This is a genomic window from Desulfoprunum sp. (assembly GCF_053613775.1).
This window is the reverse complement of the sequence record NZ_JBSHXH010000009.1, coordinates 1-21,197: the sequence shown is the minus strand read 5'-3', so window position 1 is coordinate 21,197 and position 21,197 is coordinate 1. Positions and strand designations below refer to the sequence as shown.

The 21,197-nt window shown below is 57.8% G+C and carries 13 protein-coding genes and 1 CRISPR repeat array; all 13 genes read left to right on the top strand.

Features of this window, described 5'->3' with window-relative positions:
• Nucleotides 1-422: 422 nt before the first annotated feature.
• The 13 genes from cas6 to cas2 all read left to right on the top strand — a co-directional run bounded on the left by cas6 (nucleotide 423) and on the right by cas2 (nucleotide 14,948).
• Nucleotides 423-923 carry a CRISPR system precrRNA processing endoribonuclease RAMP protein Cas6 gene (gene cas6, locus ACWGKN_RS18015; protein WP_452095749.1) on the top strand — a complete coding sequence of 167 codons (501 nt, stop codon included), beginning with the start codon at nucleotides 423-425 and terminating at the stop codon, nucleotides 921-923.
• 46 nt (nucleotides 924-969) lie between these two features.
• Nucleotides 970-2,301, top strand: coding sequence for a TIGR02221 family CRISPR-associated protein (gene csx2, locus ACWGKN_RS18010; RefSeq protein WP_452095748.1), 1,332 nt, complete (start codon nucleotides 970-972; stop codon nucleotides 2,299-2,301).
• Nucleotides 2,302-2,317: 16 nt separating this feature from the next.
• Nucleotides 2,318-3,367, top strand: coding sequence for an RAMP superfamily CRISPR-associated protein (locus ACWGKN_RS18005; protein WP_424253079.1), 1,050 nt, complete (start codon nucleotides 2,318-2,320; stop codon nucleotides 3,365-3,367).
• A complete protein-coding gene (gene cas10, locus ACWGKN_RS18000; protein ID WP_452095747.1) occupies nucleotides 3,364-6,201 on the top strand; it encodes a type III-B CRISPR-associated protein Cas10/Cmr2 in 2,838 nt (945 codons plus the stop codon). Before ACWGKN_RS18005 ends, cas10 begins: the two co-directional genes overlap by 4 nt.
• Nucleotides 6,198-7,166 (top strand): type III-B CRISPR module-associated Cmr3 family protein, encoded by a 969-nt coding sequence (locus ACWGKN_RS17995; protein WP_452095746.1) that lies wholly within the window; start codon nucleotides 6,198-6,200, stop codon nucleotides 7,164-7,166. The genes cas10 and ACWGKN_RS17995 overlap by 4 nt, the downstream gene beginning before the upstream one ends.
• An 11-nt stretch (nucleotides 7,167-7,177) precedes the next feature.
• Nucleotides 7,178-8,041 carry a type III-B CRISPR module RAMP protein Cmr4 gene (gene cmr4 / locus ACWGKN_RS17990; protein WP_452095745.1) on the top strand — a complete coding sequence of 288 codons (864 nt, stop codon included), beginning with the start codon at nucleotides 7,178-7,180 and terminating at the stop codon, nucleotides 8,039-8,041.
• Nucleotides 8,042-8,055: 14 nt separating this feature from the next.
• Entirely contained in the window at nucleotides 8,056-8,439 is a 384-nt protein-coding gene (cmr5, locus tag ACWGKN_RS17985) for a type III-B CRISPR module-associated protein Cmr5 (RefSeq protein ID WP_424253087.1), read from the top strand.
• Nucleotides 8,436-9,962, top strand: coding sequence for a type III-B CRISPR module RAMP protein Cmr6 (gene cmr6 / locus ACWGKN_RS17980; protein WP_452095744.1), 1,527 nt, complete (start codon nucleotides 8,436-8,438; stop codon nucleotides 9,960-9,962). Before cmr5 ends, cmr6 begins: the two co-directional genes overlap by 4 nt.
• 90 nt (nucleotides 9,963-10,052) lie before the next feature.
• Nucleotides 10,053-10,211, top strand: coding sequence for a hypothetical protein (locus ACWGKN_RS17975; RefSeq protein WP_424253091.1), 159 nt, complete (start codon nucleotides 10,053-10,055; stop codon nucleotides 10,209-10,211).
• A gap of 305 nt (nucleotides 10,212-10,516) precedes the next feature.
• Entirely contained in the window at nucleotides 10,517-11,980 is a 1,464-nt protein-coding gene (locus ACWGKN_RS17970) for a tetratricopeptide repeat protein (protein ID WP_035230031.1), read from the top strand.
• 9 nt (nucleotides 11,981-11,989) lie between these two features.
• The gene (locus ACWGKN_RS17965) at nucleotides 11,990-13,615 is read left to right on the top strand and encodes a CRISPR-associated primase-polymerase type A1 (protein ID WP_052159996.1); all 1,626 of its coding nucleotides are present in this window, start codon (nucleotides 11,990-11,992) and stop codon (nucleotides 13,613-13,615) included.
• Nucleotides 13,616-13,626: 11 nt separating this feature from the next.
• Nucleotides 13,627-14,649: a CRISPR-associated endonuclease Cas1 gene (gene cas1, locus ACWGKN_RS17960; RefSeq protein WP_035230033.1), complete on the top strand. Its 1,023-nt coding sequence runs from the start codon at nucleotides 13,627-13,629 to the stop codon at nucleotides 14,647-14,649.
• A gap of 17 nt (nucleotides 14,650-14,666) precedes the next feature.
• Complete coding sequence (gene cas2, locus ACWGKN_RS17955) at nucleotides 14,667-14,948, top strand: CRISPR-associated endonuclease Cas2 (RefSeq protein WP_424253094.1); 282 nt, start codon at nucleotides 14,667-14,669, stop codon at nucleotides 14,946-14,948.
• A 174-nt stretch (nucleotides 14,949-15,122) separates the two neighbouring features.
• A CRISPR array of direct repeats spans nucleotides 15,123-21,184; the repeat unit is 36 nt; unit sequence CCCGGAACGAATGCCCCGATCAGAGGGGATTGAGAC.
• Nucleotides 21,185-21,197 lie beyond the last annotated feature (13 nt).

The window sequence follows — 21,197 nt, the reverse complement described above, 5'->3', positions numbered from 1 at the left end:
ACAATATGACTTTACGTGCACATGGCAGTCGGAGGTGTATTTGCCGGATTATCTTGGTTCGGCACTTCGTGGAGCTTTCGGATGGGCTTTGAAAAATAGCAGCTGCGCTTTGAAGAATCAGCAATGTTCTACCTGCATTCTTCGCAAAAATTGCGCCTACGCCTGGGTCTTCGAGACCGAACGGTACGCTGACGATGCCGGCCGCAAGGTCAATGCCAGGCCACATCCATTTGTTCTTCAGCCGGGGAAAAATACTAATGGCCTCCGACGCGTCGGTGAACCATGGAGCTTTTCTCTTCTGCTTATCGGACGGGGCATCGATTTCCTGCCCCACGTCGTTTATAGCGTCCAGCAGATGGGTGAGAATGGGAGTCGGTGCCGGAGGCAGGCACGGCCGTGGTCGTTTTTCCCTGGAAAAAATTATGGCCGGCGACGCAACAGTATACGATAGCCACCATGGCGGCATGCTTGACCGCCCGACCGACCCAGTTTCACTGCAGTTGGGTGAACAACCGCAACAACCTGTGAAGGAAATACGTATAACTCTGCAAACCCCTCTCAGGTTGAAGCAGGACAACACGCTGCAACGGGACCTTCCCTTCCATGTGCTCATCCGGGCGGCGCTGCGGCGCATCTCCTCTCTGGAAAAGGCCTACGGCCAAGGTGACCCAACGTTGGACTACAGTGGTCTGGTCCAGATGGCCGAGGAGATCGGAACGACCGAGTCCACGATCCACTGGAAGGAACTGCTCCGTTTCAGTAACCGTCAGGAGAAAAAGGTTTCCCTCGGCGGTATGGCCGGCTTCGTGGAATACCGGGGTGACCTGAACGAATTCGTGCCTCTGCTCGAATACGTTGGACGGGTCAATCTCGGTAAACAGACAGTGTTCGGGTTGGGCAAGATGACGATGGCGTGGCAGTGAAACACATGCTGCAGGTTTTTTCTTCACCACAGATCAGGAGCACTTCATGGCAAAGATTTTCGTGAGTTTTCTCGGCACGGGAGTGCAGCACAAAGATCCCGGTTACGATCGGGCCTCCTATAACTGGCCCGGAAAATCGGTCACAACGGTCACCGCCTGTTTCGCCCAGACTGCCATTCTCAAGTTGCTCGAGGAAAAGGCAGCTGACGAGGGGCCGGTGGACAAGGTTGTCTTTCTATGCACCGAAGAGTCGAAAGAAAAACATCTGGATCTCCTGCGGGAGGAGTTGCGGGAACACCTGGCACAGCCACCGGAACCGGTCGTCCCTGAACCGCTGGTGCCCACGGACATGTCCGCGGCCAACCAGTGGGGGTGGTTCGAGCAACTGCTCAACATAGTCAACGACAACGACACCCTGATCCTCGACTTCACCCACGGCATGCGGGCCGTGCCGATTGTCTTTTCCAGCGCTATCGGCTTTCTGCAGCGCGCAAAAGGAGTTGCCGTGGTTCACGCCCTGTATGCCTGGTACGACGTGGCGAACAGGGACAAGGTGCATCCCATCGTCGACATGCGCGATTTTTATGTGATCAACGATTGGGCCGAGGCCGTGTCCCGGTTGGCCGACGATGCCAATGCCAGAAAAATCGGTGAACTGGCCCGGACCACTCGGATCGAGGCCCTGCAGCCGCTGGCCGATGAAGCACTGATCGAAGCCTTCGAGGAGATGACGGACTGCATCCGCAACGTGGACGTGAACAACATCGGCAAAAAGGTAGGCTTAGCCCTGGACCGGGTCGAACAGGCCCGCAATCGGGTATCCGGCTCTGCTCGGGTGATGCTCGATCTGGTCTGGAACAAATTCAGAACACTGGCAACTGATTACCCTCCCAGCGGCCGTTATGATCGCGCCTATTTCGACAGCCAGTTGGTGATCATCCGTGTCCTGCTTGAACACCGCTTGTTCATGCAGGCCTTCACTGCCATGCGCGAGGTGGTGGGATCGATTGGCATGGCGGGGCTGAGTGGAAAGTACAGCAAGCAAATGAAATGTGGGGATGGCAGGAAATACCGGGGTCGTTTCGCCGAGGTGTTTGTCAACATGATGCAATATACCCCGGAAGATTGGCGATTCAACGGACAAGCCGCAATTGATAAGTTAACGCTTACGCCCTGGTTCGAAACGCTACAGCATGCCGAAGTGGAGCCTAAATTGAGGCAAATCGTAAAACCCCTGGTCGATACAAGGAACGGCTTTGACCACGCGTGGACTGCAAAAGCTGAAGCGCAAAAGGATGTGGCAGAAAAGGGGAACGTATATTTTGCCACATTGGAAACTATCATCACCCAATTAGCCGAGCGGCGGCTGATCTCATGAAACAGGAGGCAAATACGTGATTATCACCAGATACCACAAAACGGAAACGCTGCAACTCACAGTCGAGTTCCTGACGCCGACCTTTCTCGGCGGTGCGGACCAGAACGCCGAGTTGCGGGCGGCACCTTTCAAAAACCTGCTCCGCCAGTGGTGGCGGGTGGCGGTCGGCAGCCGGTTAGCCAACCATACGGCCTTGCTGCAGGCGGAAGGCGACCTGTTCGGCTCGGTGCTGGACGAGAACCAGGCCAGCGCCAGCAGGGTACGACTGGCCCTGACTCCTGTTGAGGGCGCCTTTCTTCTGAGTGAAAAAGGGATTTTTTTCGGAAAGACACCCCATCCCGAAGTGAAGGGCGGCATGGCTGTCGAAAACGCTTTGTACCTGGGCTTTGGCCCCATCACTCTGAAAAATAGCAAACGATACATCGCACCGGGGAGCAAGGCGAACCTCCTTCTTTCGTTTCCCTGCGAAGAAAAGGCACACATGGTCGACCTGCTCCACTACATCGATGCCTTTGGCACTATCGGCTCACGTTCCAGGAACGGCTGGGGGTCCCTCTCTTTGTCGGGGGAGGGTTTTGCAAAAAAGGACGTCCAGACCTTTGCAACGGCCCCTGTCTCCCATTTGGTGAGCGATAAACAGGGCAGACAGTATCCTTCCCTGCTCGGTGCTGACAGCAAGGGCGTTCTCTGCTGGGAGGTCGATGTGCAGAAGGGTGACTGGAAAGCAACCATGCAATCATTGGCCGAGACCTACATGACGCTACGCACGAAGATCAATATCAAGCCGCAGGGTTTAAAGGAAAGGCATCTGCTCGGCTACCCCGTGACAAATCATGCCCTCACTGAGTGGGGCGGCAACAATGGCCGCATGCCCTCGCAGCTGCGGCTCATGGTCAAGCGCAGCCCGGACGATCAGATGGTGGGACGAATCCTCCATCTGCCGCACTGCCTGCCGGAAGACAAACCTTGGAAGAACAATCTGGGGCCCCCATTGGATATCTGGAGGTCGGTCCACGCCCACCTCGACGCCAACAAACACTTCCACCGCTGCGGGGGTACACGATGACACACGACAACTACTGGCAGCACAAACTCTCGCTCTGGCTGCATGACCCGGTGCACAAGATGTTCGACATCCGCCGGCATGAATCCCTGGCCGCCGACCTGGCCAACCTTTTGAACGCGGTCACGCCGGCCAAGGATTCGTACCAGAACGGCGACCGGATCGCTTCGGGACTGACCCGGGCCGCGCTGCCCAAATACAGTGCCGACCCGGCCCAGAACGGCGCGATCGATTTCAGCGCCGACCCGATACTCACCCATCCACTCGTCAAGGGATGCACTCTGCGGCTTGGTATGCAGCAAAAGGAAGTGGGCGCTATCCACGAAGAACTGCGCGAATTGTTGATGAGCGACCTGGGTCTTGGCAAAACCTTTGAGGAACTGCAGGCTATCCCAGAGGAGGACCGGCCTCTGAGCGGCCACTACAACTGGCGGGACACCCCTGAAGAATGGGCGCGGGCGCTCTATCACTACCTTTTCTTCGCTCTGAAAAAACGCCTGCGCCAAAAAGACATCGGCGGTTTGCGCGGTGCATGGGATGTACTTCCAGCCGACTCCCGCATGCCCGACCACCCGCTCTGGCATCACCTGGGCCTGACCTCGGCCATCGGCTCCAGTCTGGCCGCCGATCCGGACAGGGATGTTTCTCTGGCGGTGTTCGCCATCACCCCGGTGCAGCCGTTCATCAGCAAGGCGCGGAAACTTCGCGACCACTGGGTGGGCTCGGTGATCCTCTCCTACCTGGCCTTCGCCGGGATCCGCCAGGTGGCCGAAACCCTCGGGCCGGACCACATCCTCTACCCTTCCCTGCACGATCAGATGCTGGTGGAATCGTGGATCGGCAAGGAGTTCCACTTGGAACGGTTTCTCGAGGAACAGGACGAGGCCCTGCGCCGGCACCGCGCCAACGGCAAGGCCATCGCCTCCTTCCCCAACAAGTTCGTGTTCCTCTGCCCGAACTCCCGGACCGGCGATCTCTGCCGCCGCATCGAGGAAACGGTGCAGCGGGAGTGGCTTCGCCTGGCCCGCCTGGTCAAAGACTACCTCGCCGACCGGTATGCCGGTGGGAGCGTGATGGCCGAGTTGTTCGAACACCAGGTCGGCGACTATTGGCAATTCAGCCACGCCGCCTGCCGTCTGGCCGGGCTGGACGACCGGGCCGCCCTCGACGCGCTGCTGCCTCGGAAAAAGTGGCAGGATGAACACGAGACCATCGCCGCCTTTGCCGGCGGGTACGGTCAGAGCGGCAGGGCGGTCGCCCGCCTGTACGGCGCCTCCCACACCCTGGTGCAATCGGTGCTGGCCGCGGCCAAGCTCAAACCCACACGGGTCCGCCGGCCGCAGCAGGGGGAGAAGTGCCCTCTCTGCGGCGAGCACGAGGTTCTGCACGATTTCAGCCGTGCGGGCAGCACCGGGGCCGCCGAGTACAAGGCCGCGGTGGGCAATTTTTGGCAATCCATCCGCGCGAAGGAGAACAGCGCTGGCAGTTTTGCCCAGGTCGGTGAAAACGAGCGTCTCTGCGCGGTCTGCGCGGTAAAGCGATTCTTGCCTGGGGTGATGAAAAAGAAAACCAACCGGGAGGAGTTGCTTGCCGAGGTGTTCAATAATGCGGACACCTTTCCGGCAACAACGGAGATGGCGGCGCATCGCTACCTGCAGGAACTGACGGGCAAGGTGACGATCAGCAGCAGCGACTACCCGCAGTTGATCGACGCCCTGCACACCTCTGAAATCGACTCGGGAGGTGACGACCAGTCGCGACCAATGCAGACGATCATCGCGGAAGGCAAAGCCAGGGGCGTGCGGTTCACCGATCGCGACAAGTACTATGCGCTCCTGCTCATGGATGGCGACAAGATGGGCGACCTGATCAACGGGGCCACTCTGACCGCCACCTGGTCCGATGTCCTTCATCCCGAATTGATGCATCGTTTCGAGCGTAGGGATTTTCAGCCCGCATCGCCGATTCGCGATCGGTTGGCGACTACCCGTCTGCTCAACCCGGCCCTGCACGCGGCCATCTCCGACGGGCTCAACAGTTTCGCCCGCTACGGTGTGGCCCCCGTGATTCACCGGCTCGGTGGCCGGCTGATCTACGCCGGCGGTGACGACGTCTGCGCAATTCTGCCTCTGGACGCTGTCCTTTCGGCGGCCGATGCCATCCGTCGGGCCTACACCATGGGCTTTGTCCGCTACACGGCCGACGGCGCCGAGGAACTGGATGGGCAAAGCCCGGTCGGCACCGGCAAACTGGGTATGCACCTGGGGGCGGCGCCAGGTATTTCCATATCAGGCGGTATTGTTATCGCTCACCACAAGGCCCCCCTGCGCGAGGTGCTGCGCGACGCCCATGCCGTTCTCGATGGCATTGCCAAGACCAAGGCGGGCCGCAACGCCTTGGCGATCCGTTTGAAAAAACGATCCGGCGGCGATCGCGACCTCTGGTTGAAGTGGGACGAACCGAACCTGTTTGCCCCCCTATCCGCCACGGAGGCACCACCGGAACCTCTGCTCGCCTCGTTCACCCTTCTGATGCAGGGGGTCAGCGATGACCTCATGGGCGGCAGCCTGCTGTACCGGTTGGCCGACTTGGAACAGGCCATTGCCCCGCTGGCCGCCGACGAAGCGAGACTGCTGGTGAACCGGGACAGGGTGGTTGACCTGATTGCCTACGAGGTCGGCCATTCCGGGAAAAAACCGCAGGATGAGAGATTGTTCGCCGGTCGTCTGGCCGGCCTGATGGTCCGCGGCGCGTCGAACCGGCCGGGCTGGTACAACCCCGAGGCCGCGATTGTCGCCCGTTTTCTGGCAGCGCCCGCAACAAGGAGGGAAGCATGAAAATTTGGTACCACCTTACCCCGGCCGATACCCTGTTCTTCCGCGGCGCGGAGCCGCTGGAAGCCGGACAACTGAGCCGGGCCGCCCTGTTTCCGCCTCCGGTCACCGTGCTCCAGGGGGCGATTCGTACCGCCGTGCTCAAGCAGCACGGTATCTCCTTCGCCGCATACAACACGGGGAACTGTCCGGAGGAGGTGACCGCGCTGATCGGCGCTAGCGGTCAACCGGCCCCTTTTCGGGTGACCGCCGTGCTGCTCGCCCGTAAAGAGGTACTCTACGCCCCTTGCCCGGCCAACTGGTTCCTCGAGTCAAATGGACACGCGGGCAGCGACGACGCCCCGGTTGGCTGCACCGTCCTGCGCGCGATGTCGCCTACCAATGCCGCGGACGCCCTGCGGCTGCATTCTTCCGCCGGTGGAGACTTGCCCATGGTGCGCGCCCTCGATCCCCAGTCGCTCGCCGGCTTTTGGCTGCGGCTGGACTGCCTGCGCACGCCGCCCACCACCATCGCTTCGGGTGACCTGCTCGACGGTGCCGACCTGTATGATGTGGAACCCCGCACCGGCATCGCCATGGATGGGAAACGCAAGGTCCTTCAGGGACGGTTGTACTCCGCCGGCCACGTCCGCCTGCGCGACGGTGTGCGCCTGGTCATCGCATTGGATCGCGATCCGGGACTGGCGGACAGCGGCCTGCTCACTCTGGGCGGCGAGAAGCGGGTCTGCGGGTACACCCGCATCGAGGCGCCGCCCCTGCCGGCCAGTGCGGCACCGCTGTACCTGACTCTCGCCCCCGTCGAACTGACCGCCGACCTGCTGCCCAGTGTCTTCGCGGCGGCCAAACCGGTCGCCCTCGCCGGCTGGGACCTGGCCACCGGCTTCCATAAACCCACCACCACCTGGCTGCCCGCCGGAACCGTTTTTAACCGGAACATCAACGATCACTGCCTCCCCCTGGCTCAATAAGGAGAACAACCATGAAGAACAATGCATCCATTCTCTGTCTCTACGCTGTCACCCCCTGTCACGCCGGTAGCGGCGCCTCGGTTGGTGTCGTCGACCTGCCCATCCAGCGTGAACGGCACACCAACTGGCCGGTCATCCAGGCCTCCGGCGTGAAAGGCGCCCTGCGCGCCCACTTCGACCGGTTCAAGGAAGGCATCAAAGAAAAGCCGGCACAACAGACCTTCGACAACCTTGCCGACCTGGTGTTCGGCTCCGAATCCTCCGACCACGCCGGTTCCCTGTCGGTGGGCGACATGAAAATCCTGGCCTTCCCCATGCGATCCAGCGCCGCGCCCTTTGTTTGGATTACCTGTCCGGCAGTACTCAAGCGTTTCAATAAGGACCTCGCCCTTGCCGGCCGCCCTGTCATCGACCTGAACGGTCTCGCCGCCCTCAAGGCCGACCAGGCCCTGTGGATCGAAGGTTCCTGCAAAGAGGGCGACCGCATCCTCCTCGAGGACATGGAGGTGACTGCGGCCGCCGAGATGTCCCTGGGCGACGGTTCATCGTGGTTCAGCGAAACCGAACGGCTGCTGATCGTCCACGACGAAGTCTTCGGCTATGGCGTGTCCCATTGCACCTCGGTCATGGCCCAGATCAAGATCGATCAGAAGACCGGCACCACAGCCAACGGTTCCCTCCGCTACCAGGAGGAATTGCCCGCCGACACCCTGATGTACTCCGTCATCTTCTGGGGTGATTCCCGCGACGCGAAGGAAAGCCTCAAGGCGGACACCATCCGCCGCTACATCCAGGAAGAGGTTGTTGCTGGTCACCTCCAGGTGGGTGGTGACGAGACCCTCGGCCGCGGCATTTTTTCCCTCACCTGGGCCTGAACAAGGAGGCAACCATGCAGACCAAAGAACAGAAACGCTCGGCTTTTGCACTCGTCCAGGTGGAGAAGGTTTTCGGTATCCCGGTGGACAAGGAAACCGCCAATTTCGTCGTCGGTGTGCCGACCATGGTGCTGGCCAACGGCCTGGGCCAGACCCTGGCCTTTTTGCTGTCCAAGCAGAAGGACCAGCACACGAAAACATTCAGCGTAGTGAGAAAATGGCTCGAACAGGAAGTGCCGGGCCTCAAGGGGGGAACTGACCTGGAATTCCTGCAGTCATTCGCCGCCCTCGACCAGGGAATATATCTGCAGGCCCAACAGGAGACCCTGGCACTGCTCCAGTGGCTGAAGCGCTATGTCCGGGCATTCGAGAAAGGTGAGAAGGGAGCGAAAGAATGAAGATTGTACCGATACCCACAGAACAAATGGAACTGCTGGCGCAGGGAAAAGAAGGCAACGCGGCCCTGTTCTTTTCCCGCATGACCAGTTGGAACGGGCTCGGTGCGGGGAAGGGGCTGGAGCCGAAATTCCAGGCAGGGACAGACCACAAAGGCAGGGCGATAATGGATGCCTCCATTGTGGAATTAGGTGATGGGCTCAACCTGCGCCTGCCGTTCAGCCAACCGGTGCTCGCCGCCATCCACGCCCGCCAGACCGCTGTCCTCGCGACTGCGGTGACCCGCGATGTCTTGGTCTGGGAATTCCGTGCCCGCTTGAAGAGTCCCTATGTGTCCGGTCTCGGCTCCGGCCATCCCACCGAAACCGGCATGATTCTCGACCGCAACAGCGGCCTGCCTTATATCCCGGCCAGCGCGGTCAAGGGAGTGCTGCGCCTGGCCTGTGCCCTGCACATCGCGGAAACTGAGCCAGGATCCGTTGTGCCAGACAGGAAAGATTCCGGCCAGGTGGAGATCCGCGACGACCATCCGGTGCTGTGTCGCTACTTTGGCGACACCGACACCGGCAAGCCGGACGGTGTCCGCGGTCAGCTCGTCTTTCTCGACGCTTTTCCGGCCAATGTGCCGACCATCAGGCCTGACATCATGAACCCCCATTTCGGCAGCTACTATGCGGGTAAGCAGGGGCCGCTGGAGACCGAGAACCCCATTCCGGTGAAATTCCTTACCGTCGCTGCCGGCACCGAGTTCATTTTCCGCTGTTTCGTGTCGCCCGTGCCGGGGAACGACCAGGCTGCCCCGGACTCGCTCCTGCGACCGTTCGACGTTACGGACATCCGGACAGTCGCCGCCCTGTTCACCCGCGCCTGTACGCAATTGGGATTTGGCGGTAAAACCTCCATCGGCTACGGACGGTTCGATCAACCCTCCGTTCGTGATACCGCCGCTTTTCTCGAGATGATAGAGAAAGATCTCGAAGCCGAAAAAGAGCGGGACCGATTGCGTCGGCTGGAAGAGGAAGATCGTAAGTTTCCATGGCGCAAGTCCTTGAGAGAGCTTGGAGAGATCGCGGACTGGGGAATGTTACGCCAGAAAGCTCTGGACAATAAGGTTATCGATACCCACAAATCCCAACCTGAAGTAGGGGCGGCGATCAAGGAAATCGCCCTGGAAGTCAGGAAGAAAAACGCGAAAAAATGGGACGCCGAGCGTGATCAATTTATCGCCGAATGGCTGACGGCATCGGGAACTGCTTGGGGCCCCTCTTCTAAGGAGGTGGGTCCCCGACCTCCAATTTCTCTGCCGCTCGACCAGCAGCTCACGGTAGATCGCATAAAAGGTCTCAAGGATTGGGGACAATGGAAAAGTGCGAGTTTGAAAATTTCCGCTTTGCCTCTCGCCGCAGCGGAAGAGCTGTCAAGGCTATTTAGTGCATGGAAGATAGATAAGGCCAACAACGGCGAGAAAAAAAGAGTGGCACGAGAACTTAAAAGTCACCTGAAGACACTTCGCGCCAATACATGAACCTGTCTGTAGGGAAGTGACTATATCCTTGATAGTCGCTTCCCGGACTATGGAAAGTTTGTGTCGAGCAATGATTTGCTGAGGTTGGCCATGGACGACGATCACATCTTCTCCGATGACGAGGCCGAGGAAGTCATCTTCCTCGAGGACGGCGATCCTCCTCGGCCCCCCTCTGCCGGCTGTCTTTCGATGCTCTGTCTGCTGTTCGGCCCCTGCGCCTGGTACGTTATCAGGATGGTCTGCGCCTGAGTCCGCCGGCAGCCCTGATTTTCTTTGTCATCGCAATCGAGCGAGAGCTTCTGTTGCCTGCAAAATACAGTGAGATTTCTCGCTATCGCTCGAAATGACAAAGGGGTAACTCGAAACGACAGATAACTTCATTATCTCCATACCGCCCTTCATCTCCATCCCACCTTTCTCCCCCGTTCTGCCCACCGACAGTTTCGTCGTTCTCCGATCTACGCCTTTGCCGGGAAAATTTTTCATCCTGCCCCAAAAAAGGGCCCTGCCGTCCGTAAAGAGAAATAAGACCACAACAATCAGAGGAGGCAGACATGGAAAACACCGCCCGTAAACTCGAACTCCACACCCCGGCCAAGGTCGTCGGTCACATCAATCTCGCCCCGCAGGCATCTCCGACACCGGAACCGGTGCCGGAACATCCGGAGGTTGACGATTTCCTTGATGGTCGGGTCTCCCCCGACTGGCAGGGGGACCTGGTCCGCAGGGAATACGACAGGACGCTCGCCGAAATCGCCGAACTCCAGGCCGAGAATCGCTGGGAGGACATCGTCGCCCTCTTCCATCCCTGTGAGGAAAAACTCCCTGAGCTGATCGACGCCGGCCTCGATGGGGATGTCCGGGTCAAGGTCTCCTTCGCCCTGTGCAAGACGAAGAGGCATGAGGAGGCTATCGCCAGTCTGCAGAAGGTGGTGGCCAGGGATTCCCGCAACAGCCTCGCCCATTATTCCATCGGCTACGCCGTGCTTGATTTCTTTTTCCAGGCCCGCACCCTTCGCACCATTGTCCCGGTGAAACGCAAAGAAGAGCTGATCGCTCTCGGCCATCGTCATTTCGACAAAGCCATCGCCCTGCGCCCGGAATCGGTGACCTACAACTACCGTCATGCGGTATTGTACAAGGATATCGAGGATAAGCCGAAACCGGCCGTGCCCCTGTTCCGGCAGGCCATCGCCAACTGGCGCGGCCTCAGCGTCGAGGACCAGCAGCGCTGCCACCAGCAGCGGCCGAAGTATATCAAGAGCCTCTACCATCTCGCCTCTTGTCTGCTGAAGCTCGACAAGGCCAGGGAAAGCCTGACGGTGCTCGGGCAGGTACTCGACGAGGACGGCGAGCGGCACCACATGCACCCGCTGTTCAAGCATTTCGCGATGGGCAAGGTTCTTCACGCCCTGGGGCGCTATGACGAGAGTCTCCAGCATCTCGAGACGGCGGCGCACCTCGCCGAACGCGGCCAGGCCACCGATTTCGTCTGGGAACTGGCGGCGCGGGGCGCCCTCTGCCTCGGCAAACTGGACAGGGCCACGGCCTGCATCAACAGGATCGAGCCATCCCGCCGCCGCGCCTACGTCCGCTGGACCGAAGCCGATATTCTTTTTGCCCTCGGCCGGCGCAAGGAGGCCCTGAAGGTTCTCGAACAGAGCGCCTCGGTCGACCGGAGAACCCGGCACAAGGCGCTGATGCGGATCTGCCGGATTCAGCTGTCGTTGGGGGAACTGACCCGGGCCCTGGAGGCCACCCGTGCCGCCGTCCGCTTTTGTGTCGATTCCTTCGGCAATCCGCCCAAGGAAGGGCGTTTCTGGGAGGCCGTCTGTCTCTACCGGTTGGGGCGCCACGGCGAGGCCCTGCCGATCGTCGAGGAACTCGAGAGGCAGCAGTACCACTGTCCCCAGTTCGCCCGTCTCGGCCACCTGGTCCGCAACCCGCAGGCCGTCGCCGGGCCGTCCGGGCAGACCGGCGGCAGTCGGCCGCCGGCGGCGATGCAGGCCCTGCTGTGAGGTGATGTCATGACTGTCCAGGCCGTTTCGCAGGAAAAACAAGGCCGCCCGGTCCAGGACTACCGTCTTCTGTTGAAGAGCCTGGACAATGCCGCCTTCGACGAGGAGGGGACCCGCTTTGTCGCCCGGTCCCTGTCGTCGGGGATCTTCTGGCAGACCTTCAGTGACGGGGAGATCCTCGGTCTGGCCTCGGTGGCGCAGCAGCACGGGCTGATCGACAAGGGGCTGGAGATCCTCGAGTGGCTGACTGATCAGCGGCCGGAATATGAGCAGGGCTGGCTGGCCCGCCTGGAACTGCTGCATCTTCTCGGCCGCCAGGCGGAAGTGGCGACGGTGTTCGCCCGCCTTCCCCGCCACTTTCCCGCCGAAAAGGTCGCGGAGTGGAAAGGTCGGTTCATGGCCGACGGCGGATTGGCTGATCCCGGCGACCGCAAGGAAGCGGTCCTCGACCCCTTCGTCAGGTTTCGTCGTGACCAGGATGATATCACCCTGTTCATGCGGCTCTTCCGCGGCCGGGAGGATGCCTTCGCCCGCCAGTGGGCCGACCGGGAGCAGGGGAAGCAGGGGTATGTCCCGGTGCCGCGGCCGATGCTTGCCGAGGATGTCCGGGAACACCTTCAGGGACGGAAAACCTACGGGATCTACCTGCTCACCGGCGACAGCATGGCCTGGACCGGAGTCATCGACGTTGACCTGATCCAGCGCCTCCGCGACCGGGAGGAGGCGAAAAAGGAGCGCGAGGCGATCCGCCGCGAGGCCATCTATGTCTTCCGCCGCATCAAGGAACTGGCGGCCAAGGCAGGCCTGACCTGCATTCCCGAGGTCAGTGGAGGCAAGGGCTACCATTACTGGTTCCCCGCCGAGGAACCGGTCGAGGCCGGGACGATGAAGACCGCGCTGCAGGCGCTGGCCCGCGAGATTGCCGGGGATATCAAATGCTTTGCCCTCGAGATCTTTCCGAAACAGGACGCACTGAAAGGCAAGGGCTACGGCAACCTCGTCAAACTGCCGCTCGGCGTCCACCGCCGGACGGGCGGGAAATCCGGTTTCATCCCGGTGCCGATGGATAAGCCGGACCAGCAGTTCGCGTTTCTTCGAACGATCAGCCCCGCACCGGCCGAGAACTTCCGTAAACTGGCCGCCGGTCAGGGTAAGGCCGAGGTCATCGTCCACCCCCGGCAATCGGAGTGGGCGGAGAAATACCCGGAACTGGCTGTCCTGTCCTCCCGCTGCGCCCCTCTCGGTCAGATCATTGCGGTGGTCCGGGCCAACAGGGAGCTTTCCCTGCGCGAGGAGAAGGTCCTGCTCGGGGTCCTCGCCCATCACCCTCGGGGTCGTCTGCTGCTGCATCATCTGTTTTCGCGATTGCCGGAATACAACCGGCCCCTTCTCGACTACAAGATCAGCCGCATCAGAGGAGCCGTTCTTGGTTGCAAGCGTATTCACAGCCTTCTCGAGGGGCAGGTCAACGATCTTCCCTGCGTCTTCGAGCAGGTCAGCGGTTACCCCCATCCCTTGCTGCATCTGCCTGATTTTCGTGAGCAGCCTGTGCCGGTTTCTGAGCGGGTGGTCAACCTGCAGGACGCCCTGCTCAACCTGAAGACGGCGATAGAGCAGATTCAGCGCTTCCTGTGAGCTGAATGCCCATGGATTCCCTCTATATCCTCGAGTCGGGAGCCTATCTGCGCAAGGACGGTGACACCTTGCGTATCGTTCGTGACGGCCGGGTCATCGACACCATTCCCGCCGCCGGTCTGACCCAGCTCGCCCTTGCCGGTCGTTCCTCGATCAGCGGCGCGGTCCTTGATTTTCTGATCCACAACCGGATCGATACCGTCTTCCTGTCGCTCGACGGTCGCTTCCGGGCCAGGTTGCTCCTGGATGAAGCCGGCCACGTGGCCCTGCGCCAGAAGCAGTACACGCGCCTGGCTGATCCGGCTTTCGCCCTCCGCACCGCCGCGGCCATAGTCATCGACAAGTTGGAGAACCAGGCCCGCCTGCTCTTTCGTCGGGCCGGGCAACTGCAGATTGCCGAATTGCGCACTGTCGCGGTCCAGATCAAGGCGCTCCGCGACCGGGCCGCGATCGTCAAAAATCTCGATGAACTGCGTGGAGTCGAGGGCTATGGCTCACGCCTGTTTTACAGCGTCTTCGGACTTCTCATCCGTAACGCCGATTTTGCGTTCACCGGCCGTAATCGACGGCCGCCGCGGGATCCGGTCAATGGCATGCTCTCCTTTGTCTATATGCTCTTCACCAACGAGGTCCTCAACGGCCTGAAATCCTGCGGACTCGATCCCTACCTGGGGACCCTCCATGAAATAGCCCCGGGGAGGCCCAGTCTTGCCTGCGATCTGGTCGAGGAGTGGCGGGTGTTCGCCGAACGACTGGTGCTGACCCTGATCAACCGCAAGGCGGTCAATTCTGGTGATTTCGTTTACCGCAACAAGCAGGAACAGCAGGATGGGGGACTGCCGGTCGAGATGAAGCCGGGGATCGCCCGCGCCCTGATCGCCGCCTATCGAACCCAACTCGATGCCCGGCTGCAGTACCAGCCGACAGGCCAGCAGACCTCTGTGCGCTGGATCATTCACAGCCAGTGCCGCCGGTTTGCCGATTCTCTGGAAAATGAAGGGGTGCTGTACAAACCGTTCAGCATCCCTCGCTAAGCTTGCTTCTCTGGTGCATGACCGTGTTGTATGTTATAACCTTCGATATAAGCGATGATCGAGATCGTTACCGGGCAGTCAAGGTTCTCAAAGGGGTCGGGATCAGGGTGCAGAAATCGGTCTTTGAGTGCGATCTCAGCGAGCATGGCCTGCTCAACGTTCAGTCAAAACTGGAAAAAATCATCGATCATGGCTCCGATTCGGTCCGTTATTATCGGTTGTGTCGGGCATGTGTCGGAGAGGTGGAGTGGCAGGGGCCCGGTTCCCCGCCAACTACTGAATCTTTTAAGGTTGTTTGAGGTTGTCATGGCGAATCGATGCCCGAATCGGAAAATATCATGGAAATACGGTAGGGTAGTCACTCGTGCCGCTTCAATTCCAGGAGAGGCTTATTTTCCGATAGGCGTTTTTGCCGTGATGCCCGAATGTGCATGGTACAGCAATCCGAAATTGCAGGGATTTCCAAGGTAGGACCCGGAACGAATGCCCCGATCAGAGGGGATTGAGACGGACAACCCTTGCGAGTTGTTCCGGCCTTGCGGTGGCCCCGGAACGAATGCCCCGATCAGAGGGGATTGAGACATGAGCTTGCCCCAGGTAGTCCAGCTGTGGCCGGACACCCGGAACGAATGCCCCGATCAGAGGGGATTGAGACACACCTAGACACTCACGCAAAGGGGGAGGGGTAAAAGCCCGGAACGAATGCCCCGATCAGAGGGGATTGAGACATCAACTCTTTTAATCTTTTTATCGTTACAATTTTTTCCCCGGAACGAATGCCCCGATCAGAGGGGATTGAGACTGAAGCCATTTTCATTTGTCCAGGCCAGCAACTTTTCCCGGAACGAATGCCCCGATCAGAGGGGATTGAGACTGACGACGCTTGGACACTCATGTAAAGGCGTGAGTGGTAAACGCCCGGAACGAATGCCCCGATCAGAGGGGATTGAGACATCAACTCTGTTGATCTATCTATCGTTACAATTTTATCCCGGAACGAATGCCCCGATCAGAGGGGATTGAGACTGAAGCCATTTTCATTTGTCCAGGCCAGCAACTTTTCCCGGAACGAATGCCCCGATCAGAGGGGATTGAGACTGAAGAGGATAGGACCTAATTTAGTCTTAAGTGGTCTCCCGGAACGAATGCCCCGATCAGAGGGGATTGAGACTCAAGAGATATTTTCTACCTTGTTTCATTTTCCTAACCCGGAACGAATGCCCCGATCAGAGGGGATTGAGACGTGTCCTCCGTTTGGTTTGATTTGTTCAAACTATATCCCGGAACGAATGCCCCGATCAGAGGGGATTGAGACCAAAGTGTGTTCAATCGTCTTTCCCGTTACTGGTACCCCGGAACGAATGCCCCGATCAGAGGGGATTGAGACTTCACAGTTACAATCTGTTCAAATCTATGAGCACAGCCCGGAACGAATGCCCCGATCAGAGGGGATTGAGACTTCAATTCAAAAATGCTACGGCCCCCGCAAGCTTTGCCCGGAACGAATGCCCCGATCAGAGGGGATTGAGACCTTCGAGCAGGTTATTTATTTACAGTGGGTTAAATCACCCGGAACGAATGCCCCGATCAGAGGGGATTGAGACTGATAAAACTCCTTTATGATGGTGGTTGTTCAGACTGCCCGGAACGAATGCCCCGATCAGAGGGGATTGAGACTTGATAACACTCCATTACTGACTGGTGGTTGTTCAGACTGCCCGGAACGAATGCCCCGATCAGAGGGGATTGAGACTTTTGAAGACAAGCATGCAGGCAGCCTTTTTCCCTTGCCCCGGAACGAATGCCCCGATCAGAGGGGATTGAGACATGACGTCATCAGCATTGCTGAACTCGCCATTGTCGTCCCGGAACGAATGCCCCGATCAGAGGGGATTGAGACTTTCCGTCTCAAGACTATCTAAAATCTCAAAAATACTCCCGGAACGAATGCCCCGATCAGAGGGGATTGAGACAGTAGGAGCCAATTAGGATGGCCTTATCCGTGTCACCCGGAACGAATGCCCCGATCAGAGGGGATTGAGACTTTAGCCATAATCTTACCTCTTTTCAGTCTTGTGGACCCGGAACGAATGCCCCGATCAGAGGGGATTGAGACTTCCATTCCTTCGGTGAAATGCCATGAAAAAACTGGCCCGGAACGAATGCCCCGATCAGAGGGGATTGAGACTTGTGGGAGAACTTCTGATCTTAACAGAGTATCTTCCCGGAACGAATGCCCCGATCAGAGGGGATTGAGACATACTTTGTGGAGGCATCCCCTGAATTAAACAGATTACCCGGAACGAATGCCCCGATCAGAGGGGATTGAGACCAACTGATGATCGTTGATTTCGTAATGGCCATGGTGCCCGGAACGAATGCCCCGATCAGAGGGGATTGAGACTTGAAGACAAAAACAAATCGATCTCGCTCTGACATCATCCCGGAACGAATGCCCCGATCAGAGGGGATTGAGACTCGGTGACCGTGACAGCCTTGTTCTGGATCAGGTGGCCCGGAACGAATGCCCCGATCAGAGGGGATTGAGACACCATCAGGATACGTACATCATCCTTGATGGAAGTCCCGGAACGAATGCCCCGATCAGAGGGGATTGAGACACTGTCTGTTTGCCCTTACCTATCTTGTAAAAGTTGACCCGGAACGAATGCCCCGATCAGAGGGGATTGAGACACCTTGAAATTGAAAAAAGCTTGTCAATCACTATCCCGGAACGAATGCCCCGATCAGAGGGGATTGAGACAGACATTGTCATTGTAATGATCCTCTTTAATAGTGACCCGGAACGAATGCCCCGATCAGAGGGGATTGAGACTTATTGACTTTGCAGAGATCATGAAACATGCAAGCACCCGGAACGAATGCCCCGATCAGAGGGGATTGAGACAACATCACGTGAAATCCTCCTAAAAAACTTATCTAACCCGGAACGAATGCCCCGATCAGAGGGGATTGAGACTTCCACAATTGAGCACATTGTTAGCATACGTAAACACCCGGAACGAATGCCCCGATCAGAGGGGATTGAGACCACATGAAAGCCTAGTCCACGGTCTGTTATATAGTGACTCCCGGAACGAATGCCCCGATCAGAGGGGATTGAGACGCGTTGATGGGTACGAATGCTGCTGCCTTGGTGACCCCGGAACGAATGCCCCGATCAGAGGGGATTGAGACACATACAGGCAACGTACAGATTCAAAACTCGATCTTGCCCGGAACGAATGCCCCGATCAGAGGGGATTGAGACCATCGTCAAAGTCCAGGGGGCAGACCTCAAAAAAATCCCGGAACGAATGCCCCGATCAGAGGGGATTGAGACTCAGCTCTCTTTCCTCATCTTCTGTTAATCTTATTGTCCCGGAACGAATGCCCCGATCAGAGGGGATTGAGACGTTTGAAGCCCCTCAAAGCACAGAACTTTTCGAGACGCCCGGAACGAATGCCCCGATCAGAGGGGATTGAGACAGATTGAACTTCTTCTATAATGACATTAATACCTTTCACCCGGAACGAATGCCCCGATCAGAGGGGATTGAGACATAAAAGTAATCTCGCGGTCGAACTTTTCCAGTCCATCCCGGAACGAATGCCCCGATCAGAGGGGATTGAGACCGCATCGGCGAAGTACTCAAGGAACTCTGCGTCGAGCCCGGAACGAATGCCCCGATCAGAGGGGATTGAGACCTAGAATGTTTAATCGTCTTTGGCATCATCGTGGTGCCCGGAACGAATGCCCCGATCAGAGGGGATTGAGACTCAAAAGGAGCTTCGAAAAAATTTGTTTTTTGAATTTCCCGGAACGAATGCCCCGATCAGAGGGGATTGAGACTTTAAGCGATCGCAACTCGCCCAGGGCGAATGTAACCCGGAACGAATGCCCCGATCAGAGGGGATTGAGACTTTTCAGACATGAACAGAAAAGACTTGCATATATTTCCCGGAACGAATGCCCCGATCAGAGGGGATTGAGACTTTTCCATACCTCTTATATAACAAAATTAGTTATAGCCCGGAACGAATGCCCCGATCAGAGGGGATTGAGACACCCTTGCTTACATATTCATTCATAGCCCAGACCGTACCCGGAACGAATGCCCCGATCAGAGGGGATTGAGACACTCTGCCATCTGGACAGCCGGGCGTTGGATATTGGCCCCGGAACGAATGCCCCGATCAGAGGGGATTGAGACAAACATAACTTTGAAAAAACGGGGTTTTTAACGCGGCCCCGGAACGAATGCCCCGATCAGAGGGGATTGAGACCTACCTTGAATAGGCTGTATTCATCGCTAGAGATGACCCGGAACGAATGCCCCGATCAGAGGGGATTGAGACAATAACTCGCGATCTTCGCATGGAATGCGGATCATCCCCGGAACGAATGCCCCGATCAGAGGGGATTGAGACCGTAATCGAGGAACATTTCCTCGAGATTGGCGATAACCCGGAACGAATGCCCCGATCAGAGGGGATTGAGACATATTCTAATATCGAGAGAGGAGAGCAAAGCATTTCACCCGGAACGAATGCCCCGATCAGAGGGGATTGAGACTCGATTGCATCTTTTCTTTCAAGATCAGCTAAAACTATCCCGGAACGAATGCCCCGATCAGAGGGGATTGAGACTTCCATGGTTTCTCCAATGTTTTTTTTTACGGTTAGCCCGGAACGAATGCCCCGATCAGAGGGGATTGAGACAGAGTTGACGTATTAGTTGCAAGGGATGCGACATCACCCGGAACGAATGCCCCGATCAGAGGGGATTGAGACATATACAGTCCGTTTTTCGGATTTTCCATGGTTTCTCCCGGAACGAATGCCCCGATCAGAGGGGATTGAGACTTCCGAACGCTACTACTTGCGAGGGGCATGATATATCCCGGAACGAATGCCCCGATCAGAGGGGATTGAGACGATTCCGAAAAGATAATATTTTTCAACGACTTATGGGCCCGGAACGAATGCCCCGATCAGAGGGGATTGAGACGCACGGGGTTGCCTTGTTTCGATTGCCGCTGCATGTGCCCGGAACGAATGCCCCGATCAGAGGGGATTGAGACCGTTTAGGAGATGCCGCTTGATATCTACAAACTTGACCCGGAACGAATGCCCCGATCAGAGGGGATTGAGACTGAAGACCATGGCTTTTTCCTTGTCAGACCACATACTCCCGGAACGAATGCCCCGATCAGAGGGGATTGAGACTGTAAGGGGGAAAGGTTTTAGCTATCTCATCAGAGCCCGGAACGAATGCCCCGATCAGAGGGGATTGAGACGGCTGGGAGTCACTGGGGGGTTACTTCCTTGATTGAGCCCGGAACGAATGCCCCGATCAGAGGGGATTGAGACTGACTGACAGGAGCGACTATTGATCCTGTACCTTTCCCGGAACGAATGCCCCGATCAGAGGGGATTGAGACTCTCTCATGGTCTGCTCCAATGTCTCCCGCTGACAAGGCCCGGAACGAATGCCCCGATCAGAGGGGATTGAGACACATTCTTCTTTGGTCATCTTGGCACCTCCAGTTTGTCCCGGAACGAATGCCCCGATCAGAGGGGATTGAGACTCTTTGGTGACACCCAGTGCATTCGCTGCATCAATCCCCGGAACGAATGCCCCGATCAGAGGGGATTGAGACCCCATCCGATGGACGGGGCGTACCCACGGACCCATACCCGGAACGAATGCCCCGATCAGAGGGGATTGAGACTTTCTATTTTCACTTCCGATCCTCCACCTTGAAGAACTCCCGGAACGAATGCCCCGATCAGAGGGGATTGAGACTGTGATGAACCTCAAACCCTTCTGGCACTGCACCGTTCCCGGAACGAATGCCCCGATCAGAGGGGATTGAGACGCCACTAATAGAACAAAAAGAACCATAATGTTTATCCCGGAACGAATGCCCCGATCAGAGGGGATTGAGACTTCTTTTTGATGTAACAGCCACTGAAGATATTATAGCCCGGAACGAATGCCCCGATCAGAGGGGATTGAGACTTAAGTTCCTCTTAGTTAGTGGTTTTTCTCTGTCATCCCGGAACGAATGCCCCGATCAGAGGGGATTGAGACGTAGGGTTTCAGACAGCACCATGTCTTTCCGTCACGCCCGGAACGAATGCCCCGATCAGAGGGGATTGAGACTTACATTTACTTTCCATGTGTTTATCTCCTTTTTAGTTCCCGGAACGAATGCCCCGATCAGAGGGGATTGAGACAGCCCGTAGCTCTCACAATGCCGCATGTCCCAGTTGCCCCGGAACGAATGCCCCGATCAGAGGGGATTGAGACCATAGGGTTCTTTGTCGAGACCGTACTGTCCTGATACCCGGAACGAATGCCCCGATCAGAGGGGATTGAGACATAAATGACACGGCCGACAATGGCTTTGAGCGTAACATCCCGGAACGAATGCCCCGATCAGAGGGGATTGAGACTGCTGCATGCAACCAGTAGTGGGATCTTAAGCAATGCCCCGGAACGAATGCCCCGATCAGAGGGGATTGAGACGGCTGGGAGTCAC